The 19,518-nt window shown below is 59.8% G+C and carries 15 protein-coding genes; 7 read left to right on the forward strand and 8 right to left on the reverse strand.

The genetic code is table 11. The features are described 5' to 3' along the window. Nucleotides 1–49: 49 nt before the first annotated feature. The 4 genes from rpoD to rpsU form a co-directional block, all read right to left on the reverse strand. Nucleotides 50–1,882, reverse strand: coding sequence for an RNA polymerase sigma factor RpoD (gene rpoD, locus H598_RS0119065; protein WP_028114423.1), 1,833 nt, complete (start codon nucleotides 1,880–1,882; stop codon nucleotides 50–52). Nucleotides 1,883–1,961: 79 nt separating this feature from the next. Continuing rightward, nucleotides 1,962–3,728: a DNA primase gene (gene dnaG, locus H598_RS0119070; RefSeq protein ID WP_028114424.1), complete on the reverse strand. Its 1,767-nt coding sequence runs from the start codon at nucleotides 3,726–3,728 to the stop codon at nucleotides 1,962–1,964. Nucleotides 3,729–3,813: 85 nt separating this feature from the next. Continuing rightward, on the reverse strand, nucleotides 3,814–4,257 hold the full coding sequence (locus H598_RS0119075) for a GatB/YqeY domain-containing protein (RefSeq protein ID WP_028114425.1): 444 nt from the start codon (nucleotides 4,255–4,257) through the stop codon (nucleotides 3,814–3,816). Nucleotides 4,258–4,269: 12 nt separating this feature from the next. Continuing rightward, complete coding sequence (gene rpsU, locus H598_RS26175) at nucleotides 4,270–4,485, reverse strand: 30S ribosomal protein S21 (protein WP_084144540.1); 216 nt, start codon at nucleotides 4,483–4,485, stop codon at nucleotides 4,270–4,272. Nucleotides 4,486–4,820: 335 nt separating this feature from the next. On the opposite strand from rpsU, the gene tsaD reads away from it, so the two are divergent. Beyond that, entirely contained in the window at nucleotides 4,821–5,840 is a 1,020-nt protein-coding gene (gene tsaD, locus H598_RS0119080; RefSeq protein ID WP_028114426.1) for a tRNA (adenosine(37)-N6)-threonylcarbamoyltransferase complex transferase subunit TsaD, read from the forward strand. Nucleotide 5,841: 1 nt separating this feature from the next. On the opposite strand, the gene plsY is transcribed toward tsaD, so the two are convergent. After that, on the reverse strand, nucleotides 5,842–6,447 hold the full coding sequence (gene plsY, locus H598_RS0119085; protein ID WP_028114427.1) for a glycerol-3-phosphate 1-O-acyltransferase PlsY: 606 nt from the start codon (nucleotides 6,445–6,447) through the stop codon (nucleotides 5,842–5,844). 154 nt (nucleotides 6,448–6,601) lie between these two features. On the opposite strand from plsY, the gene folB reads away from it, so the two are divergent. The 3 genes from folB to H598_RS0119100 are packed head-to-tail and all read left to right on the forward strand — an operon-like array spanning nucleotide 6,602 to nucleotide 8,268. Then, nucleotides 6,602–6,967, forward strand: a complete 366-nt coding sequence (gene folB / locus H598_RS0119090; protein ID WP_245595624.1) for a dihydroneopterin aldolase — start codon at nucleotides 6,602–6,604, stop codon at nucleotides 6,965–6,967. Further along, nucleotides 6,967–7,473 carry a 2-amino-4-hydroxy-6-hydroxymethyldihydropteridine diphosphokinase gene (gene folK, locus H598_RS0119095; protein ID WP_028114429.1) on the forward strand — a complete coding sequence of 169 codons (507 nt, stop codon included), beginning with the start codon at nucleotides 6,967–6,969 and terminating at the stop codon, nucleotides 7,471–7,473. The genes folB and folK overlap by 1 nt, the downstream gene beginning before the upstream one ends. After that, nucleotides 7,474–8,268: an undecaprenyl-diphosphate phosphatase gene (locus H598_RS0119100; protein ID WP_028114430.1), complete on the forward strand. Its 795-nt coding sequence runs from the start codon at nucleotides 7,474–7,476 to the stop codon at nucleotides 8,266–8,268. Nucleotides 8,269–8,347: 79 nt separating this feature from the next. On the opposite strand, the gene H598_RS0119105 is transcribed toward H598_RS0119100, so the two are convergent. The 3 genes from H598_RS0119105 to H598_RS0119115 form a co-directional block, all read right to left on the reverse strand. Beyond that, nucleotides 8,348–10,342 carry a TonB-dependent copper receptor gene (locus H598_RS0119105; protein ID WP_028114431.1) on the reverse strand — a complete coding sequence of 665 codons (1,995 nt, stop codon included), beginning with the start codon at nucleotides 10,340–10,342 and terminating at the stop codon, nucleotides 8,348–8,350. Between the two features lie 193 nt (nucleotides 10,343–10,535). Beyond that, nucleotides 10,536–12,464, reverse strand: a complete 1,929-nt coding sequence (locus tag H598_RS0119110; protein ID WP_028114432.1) for a RecQ family ATP-dependent DNA helicase — start codon at nucleotides 12,462–12,464, stop codon at nucleotides 10,536–10,538. Nucleotides 12,465–12,599: 135 nt separating this feature from the next. Continuing rightward, nucleotides 12,600–13,826 carry a multifunctional CCA addition/repair protein gene (locus H598_RS0119115; protein WP_028114433.1) on the reverse strand — a complete coding sequence of 409 codons (1,227 nt, stop codon included), beginning with the start codon at nucleotides 13,824–13,826 and terminating at the stop codon, nucleotides 12,600–12,602. Nucleotides 13,827–13,935: 109 nt separating this feature from the next. Between H598_RS0119115 and H598_RS0119120 the strand changes: the two genes are divergently transcribed. From H598_RS0119120 to H598_RS0119130, 3 genes are all read left to right on the forward strand, one after another. After that, on the forward strand, nucleotides 13,936–15,474 hold the full coding sequence (locus H598_RS0119120) for an ExeA family protein (protein WP_028114434.1): 1,539 nt from the start codon (nucleotides 13,936–13,938) through the stop codon (nucleotides 15,472–15,474). Further along, nucleotides 15,474–16,334 carry a general secretion pathway protein GspB gene (locus H598_RS0119125; RefSeq protein ID WP_028114435.1) on the forward strand — a complete coding sequence of 287 codons (861 nt, stop codon included), beginning with the start codon at nucleotides 15,474–15,476 and terminating at the stop codon, nucleotides 16,332–16,334. The genes H598_RS0119120 and H598_RS0119125 overlap by 1 nt, the downstream gene beginning before the upstream one ends. 273 nt (nucleotides 16,335–16,607) lie before the next feature. Continuing rightward, complete coding sequence (locus H598_RS0119130) at nucleotides 16,608–19,493, forward strand: DUF748 domain-containing protein (protein WP_156897111.1); 2,886 nt, start codon at nucleotides 16,608–16,610, stop codon at nucleotides 19,491–19,493. Nucleotides 19,494–19,518 lie beyond the last annotated feature (25 nt).

Here is a 19,518-nt window from a genome sequence, read left to right on the forward strand (position 1 = left end):
AAACGCCCTGCAATGGCAGGGCGTTTTTATTGTTTCGGTAACCGAAATCCTATTCGTCCAGGAAGCTTTTCAGAATCTCTGAACGGGAAGGGTGACGCAGTTTACGCAGCGCCTTGGCTTCGATTTGACGAATCCGCTCCCGGGTTACGTCAAACTGCTTGCCCACTTCTTCCAGGGTATGGTCGGTATTCATGTCGATACCGAAACGCATACGAAGCACCTTGGCTTCGCGGGCGGTCAAGCCTTCCAACACCTCATTGGTGGCCACTTTCAGACTTTCGCTGGTGGCGGCATCAATGGGTTGAGCCAGGGTGGTGTCTTCGATAAAGTCGCCCAGATGGGAGTCTTCATCATCGCCGATGGGCGTCTCCATGGAGATCGGTTCTTTGGCGATCTTCAGTACCTTGCGGATCTTGTCTTCCGGCATCATCATCCGTTCAGCCAGCTCTTCCGGGGTGGCTTCTCGACCCATCTCCTGCAGCATCTGACGGGAGATGCGGTTCAGTTTGTTGATGGTTTCGATCATGTGCACCGGAATCCGAATGGTTCGGGCCTGGTCCGCAATGGAGCGGGTAATGGCCTGACGGATCCACCAGGTGGCGTAGGTGGAGAACTTGTAGCCGCGACGGTATTCAAACTTGTCCACCGCCTTCATCAGGCCGATGTTACCTTCCTGAATCAGATCCAGGAACTGCAGGCCCCGGTTGGTGTATTTCTTGGCAATGGAGATCACCAGACGCAGGTTGGCTTCCACCATCTCCTTCTTGGCGCGACGGGCCTTGGCTTCACCAATGGACATGCGACGGTTGATGTCTTTGATGCGGCCGATGGTCAGGCGGGTTTCCTGCTCCACCAGCTTCAGCTTGCCCATGCAGCGGTTCAGTTCTTCCTGCACCAGCGCCAGGGCGGGGCTGTAGCTCTTGCCGGCGTCACACTCTGTGGTCAGCCAGGCAGGATCGGTTTCGCTGCCGGCGAACGCCTTCATGAAGTTTTTCTTCGGCATCTTGGCTTGTTCGACACACAGTTTCATGATCAGACGTTCCTGAACACGAACTCGGTCCATCATGGTGCGCATGTTGCCGACCAGATGATCAAACTGCTTAGGAACCAGACGGAACTGCTTAAACAGTTCGGACAGCCGGGTAACGATCATTGCCACTTCCAGAGAGTCGTGGCCGTGCTCGGCGATCGCCTGCTGAGCCAGCTCATAATGGCGGCGCAGTTCGGCGAATTTCTCACGGGCTTCCTCTGGATCCGGACCGGACGGGGTGTCGTCGTCGTCATCCTCGTCGTCTTCGTCTTCGTCTTCCAGCTCCTCTTTCGACAGCTCAGAACCCACGTGGGTGGCGGTGGGGGCCACGTTCGCTTCGTCTTCGTCGTCGGAGATAAAGCCGGAGATGATCTCCGCCAGGCGAATCTCATCGGCTTCGTATCGGTCCCATTGATCCAGCAGGAACGAGATGGCTTCCGGATATTCGGCAACGGAACATTGAACCTGGTTAATGCCATCTTCAATGCGCTTGGCGATCAGGATTTCACCTTCACGGGTCAGCAGTTCCACGGTGCCCATTTCACGCATGTACATGCGGACTGGGTCGGTGGTACGGCCAAGCTCACCTTCGACGCTGGCCAGCGCCTGGGCTGCCGCTTCGGCGGCATCTTCATCCGTTGCGTCTTCCGACATCATCAAGGTGTCACCGTCAGGTGCGGTCTCGAAGACCTTGATGCCCATGTCGTTAATCATCTGGATAATATCTTCGATCTGATCGGAATCGATCATATCCGCCGGCAGGTGATCGTTCACCTCGGCGTAGGTCAGGTAGCCCTGCTCTTTGCCTTTTGCTACCAGAAGCTTAAGTTGTGACTGCGGAGTTTGATCCATAGATATCATCCACTTACGGTTGTGAATACGGGTATTTGGCGATTGGCGCGCAAATAGCCAATTATAGCTTTTTGCATGTTCAATCGCTAGCCTTTCGGGACGCTTTCAGCCCCTGTAATAACAGATTCATCTCTTGTAACTGCCTAAGCTCCTCGGTGGTTATCGAACCATCACGCGCTTTACGCTGCAGTTGCTCTGACATCTGCTCAAAAAATCGTTGATTCAACCACAATAAACAATCGGTAAACTCTTGTTCGAAAAGAGATTCGTCTTCGATCTCCAGTTTCCAGCCAAGGAGTTTACTCAGGGCGCCATATTCCGGGCGCCCGCGGAACCGTTCCATCAACTGCCCTGTGGTCAAAGGCTCTGGACGGCACAGCTCCAACATCTCCCTCAGCAGTGGCAGACCGGCCAGGTCCAGGTGAGCTAACTCCTCCTGGGCCGGCAGCTGGTAACCCAACTGAGGGTGTTGTTGCAACAAGGCGATGGCCCGGCGAACCGGTGTGCCTCGGCCTTGCACTCCCTTAGGTTGAGACACCGCGGGAGTGGATTGGGTTCGAAGGGAGCGGGCTCCCCAGCCCAGAGAGCGCTCCAGCTGTGAGAATAAACTCTCTTTCAGCAGCCCCTCCGGGATTTGATTCAACAGTGGCACCATGCTGGTGGCTAACTTGGACTTGCCTTCCTGGCTGGAGAGGTCCGCCTGTTTCAACATGGTGGAGAACAGGTAGTCCGACAACGGCGTGGCGTCGTCCACCAGGGCTTCAAAAGCCTGTTGCCCCTGCTGGCGCACCAGGCTGTCAGGGTCTTCGCCGTCCGGCAGGAACATAAACTTCAGCTGCACGCCATCGCGCAGGTGCGGCAATGCGGTTTCCATGGCGCGCCAGGCCGCTTCCCGACCGGCATTGTCGCCGTCATAGCAGCAGATGATCTGGCTGCTGGTGCGCAGCAGCAACTGCATCTGATCCGAGGTGGTTGAGGTGCCCAGAGACGCCACCGCGTAAGGGATGCCATGCTGGGCCAGGGCCACCACATCCATGTAGCCTTCCACCACCAGGATTCGCTGCGGATTGCGTTGGTGCTGTTTCAGTTCATACAGCCCATACAGCTCCCGTCCCTTGTGAAAGATAGGGGTTTCCGGCGAGTTCAGGTATTTCGGGGTGCCGTCACCCAGTACCCGGCCACCAAAGGCCACCACCCGGCCGCGACGGTCGCGGATGGGAAACATCAGCCGGTCGCGGAAGCGGTCGTAGCTGCGGCCGCCGCCCTCTTTGGCGATCAGCATGCCACACTCGGTGAGCGTCGCCAGGCCGCTGGGGTTGTGCTTGTGTTGCGATTGCAGGTTGTCCCAGCCATCGGGGGCAAAGCCGATTCCGAAGCGTTTGACCGTGTCACCGTCCAGCCCACGCTGCTGGATGTACTCAATGACGGCTTGGCGGCTGGGGTGTTTTCTCAGCTGCAATTGAAAAAATTTGGCTGCCCAGTCCATTAATTCGTAATGGCTGGTCAGTTTGGGGGCCTGGGCCGCATTGCTGCGTTGATTGCCTTGCTCCCGGGGGACTTCCATACCCATCATTGCCGCCAGATCTTCGATGGCGTCAACGAACTCCAAACGGTCGTACTCCATCACAAAGTCCAGGGCGTTACCGTGGGCGCCACAGCCAAAACAGTGATAGAACTGCTTATCCTGACTGACGGTGAAGGAGGGGGATTTTTCGTTATGGAAAGGGCAACAGGCGCTGTGGTTTTTGCCTGATTTCTTTAATTTTACGCGTGCGTCGATCAGGTCGACAATGTCGACTCGGGCCAGTAGCTGGTCAATGAAATCTCTTGGGATACGGCCTGCCACTTACTTCAGAGTCTCCTGAAAGCGATCGAATAGAGACGAACAAGCCGTGCAGGGCACGGCTTGTTTCACGCGAAGGCAAGCTGACTTAGCCCAGACGCGCCTTAATGAGACCACTTAAGGCCCCCATGTCGGCACGACCCTGAACCTGAGGCTTCAGCAGCCCCATCACCTTGCCCATGTCTTGCATTGAGCTGGCACCGGAATCAGCCATTGCCTTTTCAATCAGAGCGGCCAGTTCGTCGTCGGTCAGAGGTTGTGGCAGGAACTCCTGCAGCACCACGACTTCGGCGGCTTCCACGTCGGCCAGGTCCTGGCGATTGGCAGCTTCATACTGACTGATGGAATCGCGACGCTGTTTAACCATTTTGGTCAGTACAGCGATGGCTTCGTCGTCAGACAGTGTTTTCTGGCCATCGACTTCCAGCTGCTTAATGGCAGCCAGAGCGAGACGAATGGCTCCCAGACGCGCCTTAGCTTTGGCACGCATGGCAGCTTTTTGCTCTTCTTTTAAACGCTCAATTACAGACATAGTCGTCTCTACTTAGTACAGACGAGTACGACGTGCGTTTTCACGAGACAGCTTCTTAGCGTGACGCTTGGAAGCGGCAGCTTTAGCACGCTTACGTGCAGTGGTAGGCTTCTCGTAGTGCTCGCGACGACGTACTTCAGACAGGATACCTGCCTTTTCACAAGAACGCTTGAAGCGACGTAGGGCTACGTCAAACGGTTCGTTTTCACGTACTTTAATTACTGGCATCTGCCACTCACCTCAATAAATGGGGTTAACGCTGGTCATCTTTTGACCAGCAGAACTTCAAAATGGTGCGAAATTCTACTCTGAACAAGGCAGGCTTGTAAAGGGCAGTCATGTCGATAACTGACCCAATAGTCACCCACACCCTTGGGCAGGCCCAAGGGTGGTAACGCAAACTGCTCTGAATTAAGCAATTTATTGGTATTTTTCCGCCTTGTCGGGCCCGTCCGTACGGCGGGACCGTCCCCCGGTTACTGTCCCGGCAGAATGCTGGGTTGGTATCCGGCGCTGAGCACAGGTAGAATTGCGTCCTTCAAATTTTAGCAAGAGAGTCTAGCATGCGACTGTTGGGAATCGAAACTTCCTGTGATGAAACCGGCATTGCCATCTACGATGATGAGCAGGGATTGCTGTCCCATGCCCTCTACAGCCAGGTGAAACTGCATGCGGATTACGGTGGCGTGGTGCCAGAACTGGCGTCCCGGGACCACGTTCGCAAGATCATTCCGCTGATCAAGCAGGCGATGATCGATGCCGACACCACGGCTGAGCAGCTCGACGGCATCGCCTACACCGCCGGCCCGGGTCTGGTTGGCGCGTTACTGGTGGGCGCTTGCGTCGGTCGTAGCCTGGCGTTTGCCTGGGACAAGCCCGCCGTGGCCGTGCATCACATGGAGGGGCACCTGCTGGCACCGATGCTGGAGGAGGTGCCGCCATCGTTCCCATTCGTGGCACTGCTGGTGTCCGGGGGCCATACCATGCTGGTACAGGTGGACGGCATTGGTCAGTACCAGATGCTGGGCGAGTCCATCGACGATGCTGCCGGTGAAGCCTTCGATAAGACGGCTAAGTTGATGGGGTTGGATTACCCAGGTGGCCCGCTGCTGTCCAAGCTGGCTCAGCAGGGGCACAGTGGCCGATTTACCTTTCCCCGTCCCATGTGTGATCGCCCCGGCCTGGATTTCAGCTTCTCCGGCCTGAAGACGTTCGCGGCCAACACCATTGCCGCCGAAGACGACAGCGATCAGACTCGGGCCGACATCGCCCGCGCCTTCGAGGATGCGGTGGTGGGCACTCTGGCGATCAAGTGTCGTCGAGCCCTGAAGCAGACCGGCCTGAACCGGCTGGTGGTGGCCGGAGGCGTCAGTGCCAACCGTCACTTGCGGGCGGAGTTAAAGGCGATGATGGATAAGCTCAACGGTGAGGTGTTTTACCCGCGCAATGAGTTCTGCACCGATAACGGCGCCATGATCGCCTATGCGGGGTTGCAGCGTCTGAAGGCGGGTGAGACCCAGCCTCTGGCCGTCAAAGGGCAGCCGCGCTGGCCATTGGACAGCCTGGAGAAGCCGGGAAGCTGAGTCAGGGGTGTCCGTCGCGTTTGCGCTTGATGCGCTCGGACACCTTGGGTTCCTTGCCTTGCCATAACCGCACCAAATTGTCCTGGTGACGCCAGATGATCAGCAGGCACAGCAGCGCCACCGACAACGTGTACTGGGGCTTGATCAGGTAGGTATACAGCGGTGCCAGCATTGAGGTCAGCACCGCCCCCAATGACGCGTACTGAGTGATAAACACGATCACCAGCCAGGTGGCGATGATCAGCAAGCCCATCCAGTCGCTGATGGGGGCCAGCGCTCCCAGCGCGGTGGCCACGCCCTTACCGCCTTTGAAGCCAAAAAATACCGGGTAGATGTGGCCCAGACAGGCGGCAATACCGATGAAGGCCAACGACAGAGGGTCGATGCCCAGGTAGTAGCCGGTCCAGACTGGAATGGTGCCTTTGAGGACGTCGAACAGCAGTACCATCACCGCCGCCGCCTTGCCCCCCAGACGCAGGACGTTGGTGGCGCCCGGGTTGTTGGAGCCATGGTAGCGGGGATCCGGTAACCCTTTCAGTTTGCACACCAAAACCGCACTGGAAATCGATCCCAGTAGGTAGGCCAGTACAATCATCAGTGGAACCATAGAGTGAGGGTTTCCTTCGCAACCTAAATTCTGGCGCTAATGCCGACGCGGCCGGATTGGGTTTGCTGACAGACGCCGAAAGCGATTATTATCCTGCGCAAACCTAAAACAGACAGAGCGTTAGGGTATCTAACCTTTGATGGGAGTACCAGCCTTGCAAGCAGATACGGTGTTTATTCAGCAGTTGAAATGTGAGTCGGTGATCGGCGTTTTCGACTGGGAAAAGCAGATTCGTCAGGCCCTGTATCTCGATCTGGAGATGAGCTGGGACATCAAGCCAGCGGCCAGCAGTGACGACTATCGCCAGGCCCTGTGTTACGACACGGTGTCCAAGGCGGTGGTGGAGCTGGTCGAAGGGGCACCTCATGAACTGATTGAAACCGTGGCGGAAAAGGTGGCCGAGCTGATCCGTAGCCGCTTTTCCGTCAACTGGGTCCAGGTAACGGTGCATAAACCGGGCGCGGTGGCCAATACCACCACGCTGGGAGTACGCATCGCCCGTGGTCAGCGGGCGGGGTGATGGCACGCATCTTCATCAGCGTCGGTGGTAACATCGACCCGCACTGGGCCTTGCCGCCGGCTCTGGACGATCTGCAGCGCCAGTTCGGACCGCTGCAGTTGAGCCAGGTGTTTGAAAGTGAAGCGGTTGGCTTCTCCGGTGACAATTTTCTGAACTTTGTGGTGGCCTGCGATTCGAATGAGTCAGTGGCCAATACCATCGCCAGGTTGAAAGCCATTGAGCTGGCCCATGGCCGGCCGTTGAATGCCAGAAAATTTTCCAGTCGCAGCGTCGATCTCGATCTGCTGCTGTACGACGATTTGTGTTGTCAGCACCCCGTAGTATTGCCCAGGCCGGAAATTCGCTACAACGCCTTTGTGCTGTGGCCACTGTCGGAGCTGGCCCCGACCATGATCTTGCCAGGGAGTGGTGCGAGCCTGTCACAGCTGTGGCAGAAATTTGATAAGACTACACAGAAGCTGTGGCCGGTGAGCTTTCACTGGCCGCGTGCGGGAGACCAACAGTAAATGGACCTGATTCAAGCCTTTTGGCTGGCGCTGATTCAAGGCGTCACCGAGTTTTTGCCGATTTCCAGCTCGGCGCACCTGATTTTGCCTTCTCAGGTACTGGGTTGGCCGGATCAGGGATTGGCCTTTGATGCCATCATTAATCTGGGCACCTGGGTGGCGGTGGTGATCTACTTTCGAGAGGATGTCAGCAAGTTGTTGATGGCCTGGCTTCGATCTCTGACCGGCCAGCACAGTGAGTACAGTCGCCTGGCCTGGCTGATCATTCTGGGTACCATTCCCGTCGGCCTGGCGGGCATCCTGTTTAACGATTTTATCTCCACCGAGCTGCGGGCATCCTGGGTACTGGCTTCCACCACGTTGGTGTTTGGTCTGTTGCTGTGGTGGGCCGACAGTAAGCCAAGCGAGAAGAGGGAGATCGCCGACATCACCTGGCAGATCGTGCTGGTGATTGGTCTGGCTCAAGCCCTGGCGCTGATCCCGGGGACTTCCCGCTCCGGAGCCACCATTACCGCGGCGCTGTTTCTGGGGCTGAGCCGCATGGCGGCGGCCCGGTTCTCCTTCTTGCTGGCGATTCCCGTCGGTGCCCTGGCCGGAGGCTATGAGGCCTTGGGGTTGGTCAGCAATCCAGAGCCGGTAGACTGGACCTCTCTCAGTGCCGCATTGGTGGTGGCCTTTATCTCCGCCTATCTGTGCATCCACTTCTTCCTGAAGATCATCAGTCGAATGGGCATGCTGCCCTTCGTGATCTATCGCCTGGCGCTGGCCGGGGTGCTGTTCGCCTTCTTTGTCTGAAGTCAGGCAACAATAAAAAAACGGCCTCAGTGGCCGTTTTTTTGTGCGGGTCGACGCCGTAACGGCGCCGGCCTCGGAATCAGAACTGGTAGTCCAGCTTGACCCACAGGTTGCGGCCGGGTTCGTTCACCTGCACGGTGCGCTCCTCGGGGGGCAACAGGTCGTTACCGGCGCCGGATTTACTGACGTGCTCGGCATAGGTTTTATCGAACAGGTTGTCGATACCCAGGCTGACTGCGACCGCGGCGGTGGGTTTCCAGGCGCCGTTCAGCGACAGCACGCCAAAGCCGGCGGTCTCCCCCAGATCCTGGCCAACGATGTTGCCCTGGCCCACGGTGACCCGATCCTGGGCCGCCACCAGCCGCCACAGGGCACCGAAGTTCCAGGCATCGCCGTCGTAGTTCAGCGCCAGCTTACCCTCCAGCGGTGACACCTGGCCCAAGGGGGTATCGTCGCTGTCGTTGTCGCCATGGCTGTAGGCCAGGGTAGTGACCCAGCTCCAGCGCTCGGCAAACCGGTAGGTCAGGCCGGCTTCGCCGCCCCACAGGGTGGCGTCGATGTTGCGGGCGTTAGGCATGGTCTGAGTGTCGATGAGGATGTAGTCCTGAATGTCGGCATAGAACAGCGACAGCGACAGCTCCAGCGGCCCCTGATGGATCCAGCCGATGTCGAGTTGGTCGGTGGTTTCCGGGTCCAGGGTCAGGCGTTTACCGGCTTTCATCACTTCCCAGTAATCCGGCAAACGCTCGGCGTGGCCGGCGCCGACGTACCATTGGTGGTTACCGCGCTCGATTTCGTAACGGACAAAGCCACTGAACAGGTCGTCGTCACGATCGTTGTCTTTGCCGGCGCCGGCCCAGCTGCCGCTGAGACGCGTACGCCAGCGATCGTATCGTAGCCCAGTAAACAGGGTGCCTTGACCCACCGCGGCATCGGATTCGATAAACAGCCCCAGGTTTTGTTTGTTAAACACCTCTTCGAAGCTGGCGCTTTCCAGTTCATCCAGACTCTTGCCGCCGCGCATCTCCTGGGTGCTGTCGAGCAGATCCAGGCCGACGGTGGCCCCCCAGTTGACATTGGGCATCAGCTCCAGCCACAGGTGGCCGCCGTAGTTGGTGCGTTTGGGGTTCATGCCCATGGGCAGGTTGTCCGGATCGGTTACCGGCCGATCGAACTGATCCATGATGTGGTCATTTTCATTGGCGTAGGCCTGCCATTCCACCCCCTGAATCCAGCCCCAGTCGAGGCCCGTCCGGGCCAACAGGGTCAGATTTTCATTGTCGATCTGGCGGGCTTTGTTGGCGCGGTCGGCGTACTCGGCGCTGCCTTGAGAGTACCCGTAACCCAGCTCCACCACGGTATCTTCGTCTGGCGTCCAGCCCACGGCGGTATGTACGCTCTGGCGGTCGTACTCCGACTGCATGGTGGTGCCGTCGCCGTCTTTGAAGTCGTCGCTCTGGGAGCCGTTGATGTCCAGGCTCCAGTAGTGCTCGGTGGTGCCGGCGCTCAGCTCCATCAGGTAATCTTTGCGATCAAAACTGCCTGCGGTGAGGCTGGCGCGGCCTTCGGTACCCGCTTCGGCCAGGCCATAGTGAGTGCGCTCAAACAACACGGTTCCGGCGCTGCCCACCGGACCGTATTTGACCGTCTGCGGGCCCTTGATGACTGTAACCTGCTCATAGGTTTCCGGTGAGATGTAGTTGGTGGGCGGATCCATGCGGCCGCCACAGGTGCCGCCGACCTGCTGACCGTCGTTGACCACATTGATGCGAGATCCTCCCAGGCCACGCAGGCTGATGTCGCCGCCGGAGCCGCCCTTGCGGGTTACGGTAAAGCCGGGAATGGTGCGAAGAAAACCGGAGCCGTCAAACGCCGGCAGCGGCTGCCTGGGCTGCTTGGGATCGGTGACGATGGTCAGCGGGGTCTGCATGGGTTCGGCGGTGATCACCATCCGTTCGTCGCAGCGTTGATGGTCACACTGACCGTCATCCTGACTATCAGTGGGCTCGGCCGCGGCGGGCCAGGACAGCAGACCGGCGACTGCAATGGCACTGGGTAACAATGCAAATTTCATTTCTCTTCCTGAGTGTTAAGACAAGTAATGTTGGAATGAATGCCATTATTTTGTCTTAGTCTCAGGGCGGCAATCGCGCCGGGGCAAACTGCGACAATCGGTCGCAGTTGCCTGTTTTAATGGGGAATTATCTACTGGTTTTGAGGAATTTTTTTACTTTTTATGTTTGCTGGGTGAGAGCGATGACCGCGGTTCATGCCAGTGCCTGGCGGCACAGTTCCAGCAGCCGGGCAAAGGGCACCTGAGTCTGGGCACCAAATCCGGCCAGGGAGCGGGCCCGCAGTTTTCCAAGCCAGGGGGTGGGGATTCCCGCCAGAAAGCGACTGGCCAACTCTGGGGTCAGCGGCGTCTGGTAACGTCGTTCCACCGCCTCGGCCAGTGGCGAAAGCCACTGTTGGTATTGCGGCATCGATGCATCGTCGGCCTGTGGGGTGGCGGGCAGGGAGACCCCCTGACCGCGACAGGCCGAGCAGTGACCGCAGCGTTGCGGCGCGTCTGGGTCACCGAAGTACTGTGCCAAAGCGCGACTCAGGCAGTTGGGCTCCTGCAGCAACGCCAGCATCTGGGCGATGCGGTCGATCTCACTCTGCTGCTTGTCGAGAAACTGTTGATGCAACTGCTGCACCAGAGGGGGTAACGGCGGCAGCGGCTGAGTCACTCGATAGACTTCGGTCATCTGCTTGCTTTGCAGCTCCAGCAACTGCTGGTCCGCCAGGTACTCCAGCGCCACCATGGCGCGGTTGCGATCGGAGCCATAGCTTTGATGAAGGGCGTCGAAGTCGGGCTGGTACCAGGTGCGGGCCTTGTTGGAGTGAGTCAGCAGCGCCTGCAAGAACTGGCGCCGTTCACCGTCGAAGCGGGTCAACAACGTGGCTTCATCGGCCAGCAGCTTAAATTTGACCTCGGCAAAGTAGCTGTACTGGGGCTGCACGACCCCTGCCATCTCCAGGTACACCAGTAGGGTTCTCAGCGGCAGGGAGCGGACGTTGCTGTCGTTGGACAGGGCGGTGGCCAGCAGTTCCCACTGCGGCCCGGCGGCGGCCATTTGATTGACCACCTCCTGAATGCCGGCCAGCTCCGGGGTGTCGCCGTAGACAAAATTCTCCAGCACCGAACGGTTGGCGGTGTTGGCCATCAGCAGGCATTCGGAGCGCTCGCCGTCGCGGCCGGCGCGGCCGATCTCCTGCGAGTAGTTCTCGATGGATTTGGGCAGATCGAAATGCACCACCTGGCGAATGTCGGCTTTGTCCACCCCCATGCCAAAGGCGATGGTGGCAACAATGGTGTTGCAGGTCCCGGCCATGAAGCTCTGTTGCAGGGTTTGACGCCGCGGATGGTCCATGCCGGCGTGGTAAGCCTGGGCAGCGACGCCATGATCGGACAGGTAGCGGGCCAGATCATCGGCGCTGCTTTGTTGGGTGACATAGACGATGGTCGGCTGCCCCTGCCTGGGGAGCAGGTATTCCAGCAGATAGGGCTGGCGCTCGGCCGGGGTCAGTGCCACCACATTCAGATCCAGGTTGGGGCGGTAGAAACCGGTGGTCACGATCTGTTGCGGCGGAATCTCAAACCGGGCTGCCATGTCCTCAATCACTCTGGGGGTGGCGGTGGCGGTGAGCAGCAGCACCTGTGGGATCTTCAGCCAGCGACGGTAATCCGGCAGTTTCAGGTAGTCCGGGCGAAAGTTGTGTCCCCATTCCGAGATGCAGTGGGCTTCATCCACCACCAGCAGGGACAACGGAACCTGGCTGATGAAGCGGCGAAAACGCTCGTTCTTGAGGCGTTCCACCGAGATCATCAGGATCTTGATCTCGCCCTGGCGCACCTGCTGCATCACCCGCTGAGCCTGGTCGTAACTCTGGCTGGAGTCGATGCTGGCGGCAGCGATGCCCTTGGATTGCAGGAAGGCCAGCTGGTCCTGCATCAGCGCCAGCAGCGGCGAGATCACCAGGGTCAGGTGGGGCAAGGCCAGCGCCGGCAGTTGATAGCACAGCGACTTGCCGGAGCCGGTAGGAAAAATGGCGGCGCTGCTGTGCCCGCCGAGCAGGTGGCCGATGACCGCTTCCTGACCAGGACGAAACTGAGTGAAACCGAAGTGCTGCTGCAGCAGAGAGTGGGGCATAACAAGGATCCTGATAAAGGAGGCTGATCTCAGTATATGGCCCGGGGAGCGTCGGTGGCGGTGCCGGCAACAGGATCAGCAAAGTCGGGGAGCATAGCAGGTCAATGGCGCACAAGGCCGCCATCGACCCGGGGCTCATTGTGCGTCGGCTTTATAGCGGCTCAGCGCTTCGATGCGTTGTCGAGCCAGTTCGGCCTTGATGGCCGGGCCTTTGAAGCCAGCTTCGACAATGGGGCGCACCTGAACCCGGTTGGCTACCGCCAGCGCCTGGCTCAGGTAATCCGCCTGAGGGTAGGGCCGTTGCTCAAAGCCTTGTCGTCCCTGGGCATCGGCCTGGCAAACCAACAGCAGGTCGGCAAACCGCTCCGGTTTGCGCCAGGCATCGACCCGGTCAAACAGCTTCAGCAGGGTTTGCGGCTTCAACTCTTTGGCCCGATGGACTTTGAGGTGCTGTACGCAGGCGATCTCCGCCAGTTCGGCGCAGGCGTTGGGTACCTTGAGGCGTTGGCACAGTGCCAACAAGGGCTCTCGTCCCAGTTGCTCGTGGCGAATGTGCTGGGGCCATTGCTCCCTGGGGGTCAGCGCCTTGCCCAGATCGTGGACCAGGGCGGCAAACCGAATAGTCACAGACGGCGACAGCGCCGCCGCCCGGTTCAGGGTCAGCAGCGTATGCTCCAGGCTGTCAACCTCCGGGTGGTGGGCCGGCGGCTGGGGCACGCCGGCCAGGGCCGCCAGTTCTGGCATCAGTACCGTCAAGGCGCCGCAGGCGTGCAGTACCTCGAAATAGACTCTGGGGGTCGGGCCGCAGAGGGCGCGCTCGGTCTCACTCCAGACCCGTTCCGGCGTCAGGTGGGCTAACTCGCCGGACTCGGCCAGCTGACGCATCAGCGCCAGAGTCTCGTCGGCCACGGTAAAACCCAGGCTATGGAAGCGGGCGGCAAACCGGGCTACTCGCAACACCCGCAGCGGATCTTCGACGAAGGCCCCGGAGACGTGGCGCAGCAGGCGCTTCTCCAGATCCTGCTGGCCGCCATAGGGATCGGTGAGGCTGCCATCCTGGGCCTGGGCGATGGCGTTAATGGTCAGGTCCCGGCGCAACAGGTCCGCTTCCAGGGTGACGCTCGGGTCGGCACAGACGTCGAAGCCGGTGTAGCCATGGCCGGCTTTGCGCTCGGTGCGGGCCAGGGCGTACTCCTGGTGGCTGTCGGGATGCAGGAACACCGGAAAGCTCTTACCCACCTGCTGGTATCCCTGTGCCAGCATCTGCTCAGGGGTGGCGCCCACCACCACGTGATCCCGGTCTTTGATCTCCAGGCCCAACAACTGATCCCGGACGGCTCCGCCTACTAAGTAAATCTGCACTTGTTGCTCCCAATAGTATTAGCTCGGTCATTATATGACTTCTCGGCTTTGACAAGCCAGAAGCCAGGTCGTACCTTGGGGCAAATTCGTTCGAGAGCGCACACCTGCTATGTATAAGGGATTTTACGGGCTAACGGAAAGCCCGTTTTCCATCGCCCCCAACCCCGCGTTTCTGTTTCTCAGCGGCCGCCACCGAGAAGCCCTGGCCCATCTGACCTATGGCCTCGGCGAGCACGGGGGGTTTGTGCTGTTAACCGGCGAGGTCGGAACCGGCAAAACCACGGTGTCACGCAGCCTGCTGGCTCAGTTGCCGGACAATACCGACACCGCCTTCATTCTGAACCCGGCCCTGACCGAGCTGGAGTTGCTGGCAACTCTGTGTGACGAACTGAAGATTGGCTACGATCCAGACCCGACCCTGAAGCAGCTGACGGATAAGATCAGCGCCTTCCTGTTGGCCAACCACCAGGCTGGCCGCAACACGGTGATGATCATCGATGAGGCTCAGCACCTGAAACCCGAGGTGCTGGAGCAATTGCGACTGCTGACCAACCTGGAGACCGACACTCGCAAACTGTTGCAGGTGATTTTGATTGGTCAGCCGGAGTTGCAGGAGTTGTTGCAGCGACGGGAACTGCGTCAGTTGGCCCAGCGAATTACCGCTCGCTACCATCTGTTGCCGTTGACCCGGGAAGAGGTGGCCTTTTACGTGCAGCATCGGTTGCAGGTGGCGGGACGGCCTCAGCCACTGTTTAAGCCCGGGGCCATTCGTGCCCTGCACCAGTACAGCGGCGGGGTGCCGCGGGTGATCAACCTGTTGTGTGAGCGGGCGTTGATGGGGGGCTTTGCCCACCAGAAAATTCACCTCGGACGGCGCGAAGTGGAGGCGGCCGCGGCAGAGGTGCTGGGGATCAAAGCCAAGGCTCGGGGGCGTTGGCCCTGGCTGGCAGCCACCGCCGTGTCGGCGCTGGCCAGTGCCGCCGTGGTCTATGCCCTGACACCGAAACCGGAACCGGTGACGGTGTCCCAGGCGGTGGAGGCGGCGGAGCCGGCGCCGGATTTGGCGCGCTTCCAACAGGATCTGCAGGCCTATCAGGCGTTGTTTCATCATTGGCATAAGCCAGTGCCGGCCAACGCCCCCTGCGACTTTGCCCAGACTCAGGGCCTGGCCTGCCTGGCAGGAGTCAGCAGCTGGCAGCAGTTGCTGAAGATGGATTATCCGGCGGTGGTGGGCTTGCGGGATGACGATGGCTCGCCTTATTACGGGGCTTTACTCAGCCGAGAGTCACAGCAACTGACGTTGCAGTTTGGTGACCAATGGGTGGCGGTATCCCAGGAGTGGTTTATTCGTCATTTCGATGGCCATTACACCCTGCTGTGGCAGGCTTCCGAGTCGTTGCCGCGGCTCATCAGCCAGGGCAGCCCTGAAGGCCAGGTGCAGTGGCTGGAGAACAGCCTGAGCCGGTTACAACAGCGCCAGGCCAGAATTGTTGACCATTACGACGAGGGCATTCGTCAGGCGGTGGAGCGCTTTCAGCGGCGGTATGGTCTGGATGTGGATGGAGTGGCCGGCAGGCAGACTCTGGAGTTGATCAGCGTGCTGGGGAATTCCCATGGCCCGCGCCTGAGTGATGGAGGCCAGGGCTAATGTCGTATTTATTGGATGCAGTGGGTCGGGAAAAGCAGCAGCAAGGCCAACTCGATGCCACCGTGGCGGTGCCTCTGGCACCGAAGTCGGCCCTGCCCTGGCATTTTGCCTGGCCGCTGGCGGGGGCCCTGACGGGGGCGGTGGCGATGTACGCCGTACTGGCCCTGCAGCCGGTGCCCGAAATTGAGGCGCCAGCCCAGGTGGCGGCTGAGGTGGTGCGGGTCAAGCAGGTGGCGATGCCGATTCCGGTGGCCTTCGAAGTCGCGCCAGAACCAGAACCAGAGCCAGAGCCGGTGCAGTATCTGTACCAACCCGAGCAGCAGCGTATGACGACCGAGGTAAGCCAGCCGGCAGCCCCGACCGGCAAGGAGGTTCGCAGCGACGCTGCCATTGTTACCGAGCCTGAGGTCGTGGCTTCGACGCCGGCCGAGGTCAGTGAACCGGCCAATGCCAAGCTGTTGGCGGCCTTTGAACAGGCGGTGGCGGATTTGGATTTGGCGGAGCCGGCCGAGGAACCAGCCGTGGAGCCGACGCCAGTGAGCGAGCCTGAGGCGACGTCACTGAGCGCCGAAGCGCTGATGGCGCCAAAGCCTGCCGAAGTGGCTAGCCAACAACCGACCGAGGCGCCCAAGCTGGGCACCTTACCCTGGGCCTTCCAGAAGGGCTTGCCGGACATCAACATCACCGCCCATGTGTACTCCTCCGACGCTGACAACCGCTGGCTGCGGGCCAACGGTCGAGAGCTTCAGGAGGGAGATGCAGTGGCGCCCGGTGTCACCCTGAAAGAGATTCGTCCCAATGAGGTGATTCTCGAGAAAGCCGGCCAGGCATTCAGCGTGCCCGCCCTGGGTCAACTCTGATTGCGGCCGTGAACACCAAGGAGCCTGCGGGCTCCTTTTTTTGTGGTTCTTACCGCGACAAAAAAAGCAGCTGAGAAATGTCATTGCGACAGCAACTTATCCAGTGGCTGCGGGTATAATGATCGCCATAACTCTATGATCTCGGCGGCGTCATTAAACGGCGTGCCGTGACTGAATAAGCACTGTCAGCCAGGGAAAGAGCCGCGGCGGTCTATGATTAAGACTCGCCGCAAAACTGGCAGTTAAGGTTGTCGTTTTCGACTAGGGAGCCGTGTGGATATTAAAACTGTGTGGGCGCGACCCTGGACAAAGCGCATCACTGTGGTGGTGGCGCTGCTGGGTCTGTATCTGCTGCTGAGCGGCTGGGTATTACCAAGAGTGATTGAGCGCCAGCTACCGCAACTGGCAGGCGAACAGCTCAATGGCCAGTTGACACTGGGCCAGGCTCAGTTTCACCCCTTCACCTGGCAACTGCAGTTGCACCGGTTGGCGCTGATGGATGCCGATGGCCAGTCGTTGGCGGGCTTTGAGCATTTCTCGGTGGATCTGGATCCCTGGCGTTCCCTGTTTAGCTGGCAAGCCTGTCTGCGTGAGGTGTCCCTGACGGCCCCCTATGTGAATTACATCGAGCGGGCTGAAGGTGACTCTAACCTGATGCAGGTTCTGGCGCCGGTGCTTAACGCACCGGAAGACGATACTCCGACGCCTGCGCCAGCGGCTAAGCCGCCCGGGGTCACCATCGACCGGATTCAACTGTCCCAAGGCCGGGTTCGTTATCAGCAGCAGGATGGTGCCAGTACCGAACTGACTCAACTGCAGTTGCAAGCCACAGACCTGGCGCTGGCGGCCCAGGACAACCGGCTGCAATTGGCGCTGACCGGAAAAGGCGGCGGCACCCTGGCGCTGTCGGTGGTGGCGGGATTGAACCCACTGGCGTTGACCGTGGATGGTCGGCTCGATAAGGCGGATCTGACCCGTTACTGGCCCTTCGTGGCCAGGTTGTTCAATTTTGATCTGCAGCAGGGGCTGTTGGACGCGCAATTTTCATTACGCCTGGCTCAACAGCAGCAGGAGTTGGAGTTGGCACTGTCCCAGAGCCAATTGACACTGAGTCAATTGCTTCTGACCCGAGCGCAGCAGCCCTTGCTTAAGCTGGAGTCCCTGGCCGTGACGGGCGTTGAGATGTCGCTGCTGGAGCAACGCCTTGGCTTGGACAGTGTGACCTTATCGGGTGGCCAGGCCAGAATGCAATTGAACCCTCAGGGGCTGGATTGGGCCGAATTGCTGGCCGACAGTGGTGAGTCGCCGGCGGCGGAGCCGGTGCAACAGCAGCCTGCGCCCCCCTGGCAGGTCAGGTTAACGCAGCTGCAGCTGCGCGACCTGGGGCTGGCCTTCACCGATGCCACCCAGGCTGAGCCGGTGAGTTGGCGCCTGGACCTGGACCAGGCCAGTGCGGGCCCCATCAGTTCGGATCTGAGCCAGAGCATCGACGTGGCTTTGGCCAGTCGCATTAACGAACGTAGCCCACTGACCTTTGATGGACAGGTGACCCCGCAGCCATTTTCACTAACCAGTCAACTGAGTCTGTCCACGTTCGCCCTGACCGATACCTTGCCCTATTGGCAGTCCCAGGTGCCGCTGTCTTTGACCCAGGGGGCCTTGTCTACCCAGGGGGGATTGGTGATTCAGGGGCTGTCGCCACTGGCACTGAGCTACGATGGCGCGTTAACGGTGGCAGACCTGGTCACTCAGGACCCGGAACAGGGGCGCGATTTTGTGAAGTGGCAGTCGCTGAAAGTGGCGGATCTGTCATTCACCACTGTGCCAATGGCGTTGTCCATCGATACGGTGACCGTGGATCAGCCCTATGCCCGGGTGATCATCGAGGAGGATGGCAGCACCAATATTCAGGCATTGACCGCGCCTGCTGAAGCGGCGCCCGCCAGTGCCAAGCCCGCGGCTGAAGCGCCTCAGTCTCAGGAGACTGAGGCGGCACCGATAGCGATTGCGATTAAGCGGATCGAGTTGAACGACGGTGGCGCCTTCTTCGCGGATAACAGCCTGACCCCGAAATTCGCCACCGGCATCGAAACCCTCGCTGGCAGCGTCGAAGGGCTGAATTCGGACCCCGCCTCCCGCGCGGTGGTTGATATTCGAGGACAGGTGGATCGTTATGCTCCGATGAGCCTTACCGGCGAGTTGCAGCCGCTGGCGGTAGAGAGTTTTATCGACCTGGCGCTGACGTTTGATAACCTCGATCTCACCTCCCTCAACGCCTACTCCGGCACTTATGCCGGTTACTACATCGATCAGGGACAACTGGATCTGGCGCTGCACTATGCCCTCGAGGATCAAATGCTTCGAGGCAGTAACCAGGTGGTGGTCGACAAATTGAAACTGGGTAAGCGCAGTGACTCAGACAAGGCCACCAGCCTGCCGGTTGCCTTGGCCATTGCCTTGATGCAGGACGCCAATGGCGTTATCGATCTGGGGCTGGAGGTCAGTGGTAACGTCGACGAGCCGGATTTTGCCATCGGTCCATTGATTGGCAAGGCGCTGTTTAATGCCATTACCAAGATTGTTACTTCACCCTTTTCCCTGCTTGGCAGCCTCCTCGGTGGCGAAGAGCCGGCCAATGAGGTGGTGTTTGTGGCCGGCAGCGATCAGGTGGCGCCGGCGCAAAAGGGGCAGTTGAAACAGCTGGTGTCGGCGTTAGCGCAGCGGCCTAAGCTGACTCTGTCGGTGCAGGGGGCGGTGATGCCAGCGGTGGATGGCCACGCCCTGGCCAAGGCCAGACTGGATCCTCGCCTTGGGGCCAGCGCCGAGGTCGATGAACTGGCGCCGGATCCGGCGCTGGAGCCAGCCCTGGTGGCGGCCTTCGATGCAACCCGGGAGGTCGGCGCCGCCGAAGCCCTGAAAGTCAGTTACCCCGACGCCGATGCCGACTGGCGGGCTGAACTGTACCGGCAGTTGTTGGCTCAGACCCAGGTGGCCGACGACGAGTTGGCAGCGCTGGCGGCGGCCCGCGCCGATGCCGTTAAGCGAGTACTGAGTGACGATCTGGGATTGGCGGCGAACCGGGTGTTCATTCGCGAGAGCCGGGTGGAGCTGGATCGTAGTGGTGCCAAGGTGATTCTGGAATTGGACGCCGGTCCCTGATCGAGCCTCGGACAAAAAAGCCCGC

Origin of the sequence: Ferrimonas kyonanensis DSM 18153, assembly GCF_000425405.1 — a bacterium.
Classification (GTDB): domain Bacteria; phylum Pseudomonadota; class Gammaproteobacteria; order Enterobacterales; family Shewanellaceae; genus Ferrimonas; species Ferrimonas kyonanensis.